We start from the raw sequence: 9,923 nt of genomic DNA, 5'->3' as shown, positions 1-9,923 counted from the left end.
TAGAGCCGCAGCGATTGCAAATCGATCGGCCCATCGAAGTCGATCACCCCAGCCTGGGCGTAGGCGACGGCAGCGCCGACGCGGATGGTCTGCCGCCGATTGAAGTACGCGTCGTCCATGGGCGCGCCGGCGTTCCACCCCTTCGCCGGCCCGTTCCACTGCATGGTGGTGATCGAGGCCAGGACATCCACCGCGACGTTCTCGCGGACGTTCCCCGCGCCATCAAACACCCTCACGAAGAGCCGACCGCCCGAGGCGCCGCCCGGCAGCCAATGCGCCAGCGCGAACTCCTTCGCCTGGGAGGTATCCAGCATACACCCCAGCCCGCCCTCATCCTCATCGGGCAGTAGTGGATCGCGGCTACTTGCCTACGTCGATGAGCCAGGCGCGGCCCTCGGCCGAGCAAGGAGTACGTCAACTGGGTTTGTTCCACTGCGCCCAACCTGACTGATGACGCCCGGCATCGCTGACCCTTGTCGGCGGATCGCAGCCAGCAACATCAGCGCCGGCCGGGACAGCGTGCCACGACCCGGCACCAGCGCCTGCGCCGTCACCGTGGCACGCGGTTCCAGCCGCAACTGCACCACGCCATGGTCGCGCGTATCCAGCAGCAGAAAGGGATCGATCACCGCGACCCCAGCCCCGGCGCGGACCAACGCCAATGCGGTGGAGGACTGGTTGACCTCCAGCGCGATCCGGCGCGCGATGCCGGCCTCGCGGAAATTCTGCTCCACCTGGCGGCCGAGTGGCAGGCTGCGGCTGAAGGAGATCAGGGGAAAAGGGGCAAGGTCCCGCGGCGTCACCGTGCCGGCACCGGCCAGCGGATGGTCCGCGGCTACGACGCACACCAGATCCCCGGCGCAAAGCGGCACCAGCCGTGCATCGGTCTCCGCGATCGGGGTCAGGACCAGGCCGAAATCAACACCGCCCTGGGTCACTGCCTCCACAGCCGAGAGGTTGTCCATGGTCTGCACCGTGATCTGGATGCGCGGTCGGGCGCGGCGGAAGGCGGCGACGGCGGACGGCAGCAGATTGTCGGCCAGCGTCGGCGTCGCCGCCACCAGCACCGAACCCGTGCTGGCTTCCCGGATTTCACCGACCAGCCGATCGATGCGTTCCAGCCCTTTGAACAGCCGGTCCACCTCATCCAGGAAGATGCGCAATTCCTGCGTCGGTTGCAGCCGGCCGATGCTGCGCTGGAACAGCGCGAAGCCGGCGGTGCTGGCGCAGTCGCGCAGCATCATGCTGACCGCGGGCTGCGACACGCCGAGGTCACCGGCAGCCGCCGTGACGGAGCCGTGCAGCGCGACAGCGCGGATAACCTCCAATTGCCGAAAGCTCAGCTTCATCAGATTAACTTATATCAATGGACAAAATGTGGGTTGATCTTATTTAGGCGCGACTGCACCGTCCCGCCATCCCGCCCGGCTCAGAAGGTCGGTCCGAGGACGTCCATGCAAAGCAGAATCCCATGCTGATCAAGGCGATCGAAAGCTCCGTTGTCTCCCTGCCCTTCACCATGGGCGGGCCATACCAGTATTTCGCCGGACAGCTCTGGGATCGGATGGAAATTCTGCTGGTGCGGGTGGAGACCGAGGACGGCCTGATCGGCTGGGGCGAAGCCTTCGGCCATGCCGCGATCCCGGCCACCAAGGCGGCGCTCGATTCCATCGTTGCGCCGATGGTGGTCGGCCGCGATGCTGGCGAGATCAATGCGCTGACGCGGCAGGTGCTGCATGGCACGCATCTGCTCGGTCGCAACGGGCCCTTCGTCTATGCTTGGTCAGGCATCGAGATCGCGCTATGGGATCTGCTCGGCAAGCGCAGCGGCCTGCCGATCTGGCGGCTGCTCGGCGGCGCCACGCCGAACCCGCTGCCGGCCTATTCCAGCCTGTTGTCCTACGGCAATGACCTTGAACTGATCGCGCGCAATTGCGCCGAGGCGCAGGCGCAGGGCTTTCGCCACCTGAAGCTGCATGAGCTGACGCGGGAGGCGGTGCTGGCGGCGCAGGATGCGGCGCCGGATTGCGCCATCATGCTGGATGTGAACTGTGCCTGGACGCCGCCTGTGGCGCGCGACAAGGCGGCAAGCCTGGCGGATGACGGACTGCTTTGGTTGGAGGAGCCGGTCTGGCCGCCGGAGGATGCAGATGGGCTGGCCAGTCTGCGCCAATACGGCATTCCGCTGACCGCGGGCGAGAATACCGCCGGCCTGTTTGGCTTCCGCACCCTGATGCATGCCGGCGCCATCGACATCGCGCAGCCCAGCGTCACCAAGATTGGCGGTATTGGCGAGATGGTGCAGGTGTTCGCGCTGGCCCGCTCGCATGGCGTCGAAGTGATTCCGCACTGCCCCTATTTCGGCCCGGGCTTCGTCGCATCGCTGCACATCATTGCCGCGCTGGCGGAACGCCCGCTGGTCGAGGTTCTGTGGCTGGAGATGGAAGCGAACCCCTTCGCCCCCTGGGTCCACCCAAAGGATGGCAAGCTTGCCGCGCCGACCGGGCCGGGCCTGGGCTGCGATCCGGATCTGGCGGTACTGGCGCGCTACACCAAGGCGCCGCCGACCCGTACCGAGACGGGGCGCCACCGATGAAGGTAACCACGGTCGAGACGAAGCAAATCGTTGTTACCCTGCCGCAGCCGATCGGCAGCGCGCTGGGCCAGATCGGCAGTTTTGGCTGCGTGCTGGTCAGCCTGCACACAGATGCCGGGATCACCGGAGAAAACCTAGTCTTTACGCTGAACGATCGACGCACCAAGGTGCTGCGGCAGATGGTCGATGAGATGGCAGATCTCATCATCGGTCGCGATGCCGGCCACATCGCCGGCTTCTGGGCGCGCGCCTGGAAGGACATCAACTTCCTTGGCCACAAGGGTGTGCCGGTAGTGGGTATTTCCGCCATTGATGGCGCCTTGTGGGATGCGGCTGGGAAGGCGGCTAACCTGCCGCTGTATCGCATGCTCGGGGGCGCGCAGGATCGCGTGCCTGCCTATCACAGCGGCGGACTCTGGCTGTCGCGGTCTGTCGATGATCTGGTGGAGGAAGCACAATCCTTCCTCGACCAGGGGTTTCGCGCCATGAAGATGCGGCTCGGCAAGCCCGACCCGGCGGAGGATGCGGCGCGGGTGCGCGCGGTGCGCGATGCGATCGGTCCGCATGTCGCGCTGATGGCCGATGCCAATCAAGGGCAGACGGAATCGCAGGCCATCCGCCTCGGCCGCATGCTCGAAGAGCACCGCCTCACCTGGTTCGAGGAACCGTTGCCGGCCTGGGACCTGGATGGCCTGGCACGTGTCGCCGCGGCTTTGGATACACCGATCGCCAGTGGCGAAACCGAATACACACGCTACGGCTTCCGCCGCATGCTGGAACTGCGCTCCGCCGATATCCTGATGCCGGATCTGCAACGTGTCGGCGGCGTCTCCGAATTCCTGCGCGTCGGGCACATGGCGGAAAGCCACGACGTGCCGGTCTCCAGCCATCTGTTCCCGGAGACCAGCATCCAGGTCCTCGGTGCACTGTCGAATGCCATCTACCTCGAATACATGCCGTGGTTTTCGCCGCTGTATCGCGAAACGCTGGAATTCGATGACGGTGCGGCGTTGGTTCCGGAACGTCCCGGCTGGGGTTTTACCTTCGACTGGGATCGCATCCGTCATCTGCAAAACCAATAAGACGAACAGGAGGAAACATTATGAAGATCACCCGTCGCGGACTGACCCTGGGTGGCGCCGGCTTCGCCACCGCATCCGGCCTCGGCCTTGCTGCACCGGCGCTGGCGCAAAGCGAGCCGATCCGCATCGGTTGGTTGGCCGCGCTGACCGGGCCGAGCTCCGCCCCCGCCATCGGCTTCGATCGTGGCGTGCATCATGCGGTGGATGCGCTGAACGCCGCGGGTGGCGTTAATGGTCGGCGGCTGGAACTGGTGGTGCGCGACACCCAGGGCGACCCGACCAAGGCGGTGAACGCAGCCCAGGAAATGATCAGCCGGGCGCGCGTGCATGCCATCTGGGGACCGACCAATTCCGGTGAATCGCTGGCTGTCACGCCGATCATGGCGCGCGCCCGGATGCCGAACGTACATCCCTGCTTCGTCGATACGCTGATCGACCCGGCGCGCTACCCGAACGCTTTCCGTATGGCGCCGTCCAACAGCCAAATCGATGATGCGGTCAGCGGCTATGGTGTCGACATCATGAAGCTGAAGAAGTTCGCCGTGGTCGGCGACACCACCGGCTACGGTACCACCACTGTTACCAGCTCCTCCGCCGCCTTCCGCCGGCGCAATGTCGAGGTGATCTACAGCGGCACCATCGATGCGACCCAGCCGGACCTGACGCCCGACATGCTGCGCATGCGCAATGCCGGCGCGGAATGCATCACGGTATGGACCGTCTCGCCGGGCCTGATCTCCCGCATTATGAATGTGCGCGCCAATATGGGCTGGGACGTGCCGCTGATCGGCCACCCGGCGATGGGCTCCGGCGAGGTCGGGCAATTGATCGCCAAGCCGCAGAACTGGGAGAAGACCTATATCCTCGGCTTCCGCAATTGCAGCTACGGATCGGATGGCAAGCTACCGGATCGCGTTCAGGCCTTTGTCGACAGCGTCAAGGACAAGATAAACTTCCACGACACCACGCTGTGGTGGGTCGCGGCCGGCGTCGATGCCATCAACGTCATCGCCGATGCGGTGAAGGCGGCGGGCGGCACCGATCCGCAGAAGATGATCGCGCATTGGAACACGGTGCGGAATTATCCCGGCCTTTATGCCAACTACACCTGGTCGGCGGACAACCATAATGGCCTGCCGGAGAGCGATTTGGTGATGTCGGAGGCGAATTCGCTTCGCAACGGCGCCTACAAGCTCGCCCCCGGCTACACCTGATCCAGCGCGGCGAGGCCAGGACATGCTGTCTGCCATCCTGCTATCCGGTCTCGCGGTCGGCGCCGTCTATGCGCTGATCGGCGTAACCTACAACGTCATGTTTTCGGCCTCTCGCGTCATGAGCTTCACAGCCGGCCAGCTTGGCATGATGGGCGGCGTGATCGGTGCCGCCTCGATCGGCGTACTCGGGCTGCCGCCGATCCTGGGCTTCGTGCTGACCCTGGCCTGCTGTGCCGCAATGGGCGTGGTGACGGAAATCGTCGCCGTGCGCCCTGTGCTAAAAAGCCTGGAGCAGCATCTTTACGTACTCTCGACCCTGGCGCTGGCGCTGATGATCCAGCAATTCACCGCAATCACCTGGAGCACGGAGCCGCAACCCTTCCCCAATTTGTTCGGCTTCCAGGGCGGCGGCGCGGGGGACGAGAAGTTCTGGCTGCCGATCCTTGCCTGCGTTGCCGTCGTGGTGGGGCTGGAATTCCTCTATCGCCGCACCCTGATCGGCCGCGCCTTCCTCGCCATCGCCGAGGACAATTTCGCCGCCCGTGCGCTGGGCCTGCCGGAACGCAATCTGCGCATGGCGAGCTACGCTTTGGCGGGCGTGATTGGCGGCCTCGCCGGCTTCTCCTCCGGCCAGCTTTTTCTAGCCTTCTTCGCCAATGGGGCGATGCTGAATTTTTATGGGTTCGTTCCGGTGGCGCTGGGCGGCCTCGGCAACAACCGGGGCGCCATCATCGGTGGGCTGGCGCTGGGGGTCTTCCAGCAATCGGCGAACTTCCTGGTGGGCGGCGTCTTCGCTTCCGTCGCGGTGTTCAGCGTTTTCATTGTCGTGCTGCTGCTGGCGCCGCAAGGCCTGTTCGGCGCACCGGCGCAGCGGCGGGTCTGATCATGCTGCTCAAACTCGCACCCTTTCTCGGCATCTTCGCCGCCGCGCTGATCCTCCCGATGGTCAGCAATGATTATTGGACGCTGATCGCGACGCGTGCCGCGATCTACTGGGTGCTGGTCTCAGCCCTCAACCTCGTCGTCGGCTTCGCCGGGCAGCTCGCCATCGGCTGGGTGGCGATGCTGACGCTGGGTGCCTATACGACCAGCGTGCTGGTGGCCGGCAATGTCATGCCGCCGGTGAACGTATTCCTGGCGCTCGCCGCGGCGGCGTTGGTTGGTGGCGTCTTCGGCTTCATCGTCGGCCTGCCGGCGCTGCGCCTGCGCACCTTTTATTTCGCCATGACCACACTCGGCTTCGCCACCATCGTGACGCAGGTGGCGTTGGCCTGGCAGGGTGTGACGGGCGGTGGGATCGGCATTGTCGGCCCAGTGCTGCCGGCACCCTTCGATACCATCCTGGGCTTCTACCTGTTCTGCCTGGCGCTGGCCGGCTTCTGCACCTGGATCACGGCCAATGTCGCGCATAGCCGTTTCGGCCGGTCACTGGTGGCGATTCGCGATGCTGATGTGGCAGCCGAGTCGGCGGGTATCTCGAAGCCCGCGATGCTCGGCATGGTGTTCCTGTTCGCTGGCGCCATGGCCGGCATCGCCGGTGGGCTGTTCGCCACGCTACAATCCTATATCAGCCCGGAAGCCTTCACCTTCGACCTCTCGGTGCTGTTCTTCATCGCCATCCTGATCGGCGGCCGAGGCTCCATCCTCGGCCCGCTGATCGCCACCATCGTGCTGACCTGGCTGCCTGAATTTGCCGCACCGCTGGTCGCCTGGTCCACCTTCCTTTATGCGGCGCTGCTGCTACTCATCGTCCTGGTGGCGCCGGGCGGCATCGCCGCGCTGCTCGATTTCAGCAGCCGCCGCAAGATCGAGGCCGATCGTGTCATCGTGCCTCGGCCGGACTTGTTGCCGGAGATTCTTGGCGGACGCACCACGACCGATAGGATTTCACTGCGCGGCGTCGTGCTCAGCTTTGGCGGGGTGCGCGCCATCGACGGGCTGGATCTGGAAATCGAACCCGGTGCCGTTCACGGGCTGATCGGCCCGAATGGGTCGGGCAAGACCACGACGCTGAACGTCATCTGCGGCTTCTACCGGCCCGAATCCGGCAGTGTCACGCTGGGCGGTTTGCCGCTGCCGCCGGGTGAGCCGCAGATCCGCGCCAATCTCGGTCTCGCCCGCACCTTCCAGACCCCGCGGCTGATCGGTGAATCCACCGTGCTGCAGAACGTCATGGTCGGTGGCGCCATTCGCGGCCAGGGCAGCTTCGTCGAATCACTGCTGTCCCTGCCACGGCATCGCAAGGATGAGGCAATGCTGCGGGAGGATGGCCTGCGCGCGTTGCGCTGCGTCGGTTTGGCGGCGCTGGCCGATATTCGCGCTGATCGTTTGCAGCATAGCGAACTCCGCTTCCTGGAGATCGCCCGTGCACTGATGCTGCGGCCACGCTTTCTACTGCTGGATGAGCCTGCCGCGGGCTTGTCGGCTGAGGAGATCCACAGTCTCGGCAATCTGATCCGCGCGATCAGCCGCCAGGGCACCGGCGTGCTGCTGGTGGAACACCATGCCGACCTGATCTTCGAGATCTGCGACCAGGTCACCGTGCTCAACCTAGGCCGCGAATTGGCGGCCGGGACACCGGCGGAAATCCGCGTGCATTCGGAGGTAGTCAGTGCCTATCTTGGCTCCTGAACCCCTTCTTGCGGTACGCGGCCTGAAGGCCGGCTACGGCAAGATCGCCGTGCTGCACGGCATCGACCTGAACATCGCGCCCGGCGAGGTGGTGTGCCTGCTCGGCCCCAATGGCGCCGGCAAGACCACGCTGCTCGGTGCCGTGACCGGGCTGCTGAACTGGACCGCCGGCAGCGTGCATTTTGCGGGCACCGATATGCGCGGCGCCGGGCCGCGCGGATCGGTTCGTGCCGGGCTGGTGCATGTGGTGGAGGGGCACAGAATCTTCACGCAACTCAGCGTCTTCGACAATCTGCTGCTCGCCGCCTATGACCTGCCGCGCCGAAAGCGCGCCGACCGGGTCGAGGAAGCGCTTTCGGTGTTTCCGGAGATTGCCGCGAAGCGCGCGGATCGTGGCGGCGCGCTGAGCGGCGGGCAGCAGCAGATGCTTGCGGTGGCACAGGGCCTGGTGCGCCGGCCGCGCTTGCTGTTGCTGGATGAACCTTCGGCCGGGCTTTCACCGGTGCTGGTGGACCGCGTGCTTGGCGTGGTCTCCGAGTTGCGCGCGAGCGGCACCGCGGTGCTGCTGGTGGAACAGCTCATCGACAAGGCGCTCGCGGTGTCCGACCGCGTCTATGCCATGGCGCAGGGCCAGATCGTCCTGGAAGCCCGGGCCGATGAACTGGGGCTGCATCAGCGGCTGGAACGCGCCTATTTTGGCCAATCCGCCGCCGCCTGATCCCTTGCCAAGGCTGGCGGCGCTTCCGATAGTCGATCCCAGCGAAAAAAATCACGCATGGGAGAGGCATATGAAACGGTCCGATTTTCTGAAGGCTGCTGCGCTCACGGGCTTCGCAGGTTTCGTGCGTCTGGGATCGCCGGCGAACGCGCAGGGCGCCACATCGACGCGGCTGCGCGCCGGGCTGAAGCTGAGCCCGACGTCGATGGACCCGCATTTCCGTCTATCCGGCGAGCAGAACTTGCTCCGCGCCATCCATGCGCGCCTGGTCGGCATGACGTCGGCGGGTAAGCCGGAACCGGGCATCGCCCAAAGTTGGCGTACCATCCGCGATGGCCGGATCTGGGAATTCAAGCTGAGCATTGATGCGAAATTCAGCGATGGCAGTCCGATCACCGCGGAGGATGTGGCGTTCAGCCTGTGGCGCATTCCGCGCATCGAAGGCTCGCCCGGCGGCTACCAGATCTTCGTCCGCGCCATAAAGCACGTCGAGGTGAAGGATGCGCACACCATCCTCCTGCACACCGAGCAACCCTATCCCTTCATGGTCGAGGACATGACGGAAGTTGCCGTCGTCTCCAAGACCCTGGGTGAGGCGATCCGGACAGCCGATTTCAATTCGGGTGCGGTGAAGCTGTTTTCTGGCCCCTATATGCTCAGTGACTACCGCTTCGGTGATTTTGTCGCCATGCAGCGCAACCCGCACTGGGTCGGCGCCGTGCCGATGATCACGGATGCGCATTTCAAGATCATGTCTACTGATGCCAGCCGTGTCGCTGCCTTGCTGGCCGGCGATGTGCAGGCCATCGACGAAGTCTCCGTGCAGGACATACCGCGTCTGCGTCGTGATGCGGCGCTGACGGTCAGCCAGACCGCAGGCATGCGCGTGATGTATGTCGGCATGGACAGTGACCGCGAGATCACCCCCTTCATCCGCGACAACAATGGTCAGCCGATGACCAAGAACCCGCTGAAGGATCGGCGGGTGCGGCTGGCCATGTCCTATGCCATCAATCGCCAGGCGATCGTTGATCACGTGATGGAAGGTGCGGCGACAGTTGCTTCAAACCTGCTGCCGGATGGCACGCCCGGCGTTTCACCGCGCCTGAAGGTCACGCCGTATCAGCCTGACCGGGCGCGCCGGTTGCTGGCGGAGGCCGGTTATCCGGCCGGCTTCCAGGCAACGCTGCACGCCACCAACGACCGCTATCCGAATGACGAGAAGGTGGCCCAGGCCATCGCGCAGTTCTGGTCGCGCATCGGAATCCGGACAGAGGTCGTGACGCTGCCTAATGCGAGCTATTTCCCGCAAGCCTCGCGCCAGGCTTTCAGCCTCATGGCAGCCCAGTATGGCGCTGACAATGTCAGCTATGCCTATCGCGCGCTGGTCCACACCTATGACCGCGACAGCCGCCTCGGCACGGCCAACCGCACTCGCCATTCGAGTCCGCGCGCCGATGTGTTGGTGGCGGAGGCGCTGACTTCGATGGAGGAAGAAAAGCGCAACGACCTACTGGCCCGCGCCGCCGACATCGCCATCGGTGAGGATGCGATCATACACATGATCTACCATCCGGCTTATGTCTACGGCTCACGCAAACCGCTGACGGTTGCGCCCTACTACAATGGTGCCTTCCTGCCACAGGCCGTGCGCTGACGCAGGATTGCCGCAAATGCGGCCG

8 protein-coding genes and 1 pseudogene are annotated in these 9,923 nt (G+C 64.9%); 7 read left to right on the top strand and 2 right to left on the bottom strand.

Annotated features, from left to right (window positions below; translation table 11 throughout):
* Together ACFHNC_RS24185 and ACFHNC_RS24180 are read right to left on the bottom strand one after the other, a co-directional pair.
* A pseudogene (locus ACFHNC_RS24185) lies at positions 1–314 on the bottom strand (hypothetical protein); the annotation flags it as partial.
* A 54-nt stretch (positions 315–368) separates the two neighbouring features.
* Positions 369–1,349 carry a LysR substrate-binding domain-containing protein gene (locus ACFHNC_RS24180; RefSeq protein ID WP_437171801.1) on the bottom strand — a complete coding sequence of 327 codons (981 nt, stop codon included), beginning with the start codon at positions 1,347–1,349 and terminating at the stop codon, positions 369–371.
* Positions 1,350–1,471: 122 nt separating this feature from the next.
* Here ACFHNC_RS24180 and ACFHNC_RS24175 point away from each other — a divergent pair, with 122 nt between their 5' ends.
* From ACFHNC_RS24175 to ACFHNC_RS24145, 7 genes are all read left to right on the top strand, one after another.
* Positions 1,472–2,596, top strand: coding sequence for a mandelate racemase/muconate lactonizing enzyme family protein (locus ACFHNC_RS24175; protein ID WP_437171800.1), 1,125 nt, complete (start codon positions 1,472–1,474; stop codon positions 2,594–2,596).
* Entirely contained in the window at positions 2,593–3,678 is a 1,086-nt protein-coding gene (locus ACFHNC_RS24170; protein WP_437171799.1) for a mandelate racemase/muconate lactonizing enzyme family protein, read from the top strand. Before ACFHNC_RS24175 ends, ACFHNC_RS24170 begins: the two co-directional genes overlap by 4 nt.
* A gap of 20 nt (positions 3,679–3,698) precedes the next feature.
* Positions 3,699–4,892, top strand: a complete 1,194-nt coding sequence (locus tag ACFHNC_RS24165; RefSeq protein ID WP_437171798.1) for an ABC transporter substrate-binding protein — start codon at positions 3,699–3,701, stop codon at positions 4,890–4,892.
* Between the two features lie 22 nt (positions 4,893–4,914).
* Entirely contained in the window at positions 4,915–5,775 is an 861-nt protein-coding gene (locus ACFHNC_RS24160; RefSeq protein ID WP_437171797.1) for a branched-chain amino acid ABC transporter permease, read from the top strand.
* A gap of 2 nt (positions 5,776–5,777) precedes the next feature.
* Positions 5,778–7,523 carry a branched-chain amino acid ABC transporter ATP-binding protein/permease gene (locus ACFHNC_RS24155; protein ID WP_437171796.1) on the top strand — a complete coding sequence of 582 codons (1,746 nt, stop codon included), beginning with the start codon at positions 5,778–5,780 and terminating at the stop codon, positions 7,521–7,523.
* A complete protein-coding gene (locus ACFHNC_RS24150; protein WP_437171795.1) occupies positions 7,513–8,241 on the top strand; it encodes an ABC transporter ATP-binding protein in 729 nt (242 codons plus the stop codon). Before ACFHNC_RS24155 ends, ACFHNC_RS24150 begins: the two co-directional genes overlap by 11 nt.
* Before the next feature lie 70 nt (positions 8,242–8,311).
* Positions 8,312–9,898 carry an ABC transporter substrate-binding protein gene (locus ACFHNC_RS24145; RefSeq protein ID WP_437171794.1) on the top strand — a complete coding sequence of 529 codons (1,587 nt, stop codon included), beginning with the start codon at positions 8,312–8,314 and terminating at the stop codon, positions 9,896–9,898.
* The last annotated feature ends 25 nt before the right edge of the window (positions 9,899–9,923 follow it).

It is taken from the genome of Falsiroseomonas sp. E2-1-a4 (assembly GCF_051433165.1).
Classification (GTDB): domain Bacteria; phylum Pseudomonadota; class Alphaproteobacteria; order Acetobacterales; family Acetobacteraceae; genus Falsiroseomonas.
Note: the sequence above shows the minus strand (reverse complement) of the source record. Positions and strands in the feature narration are given on the sequence as shown.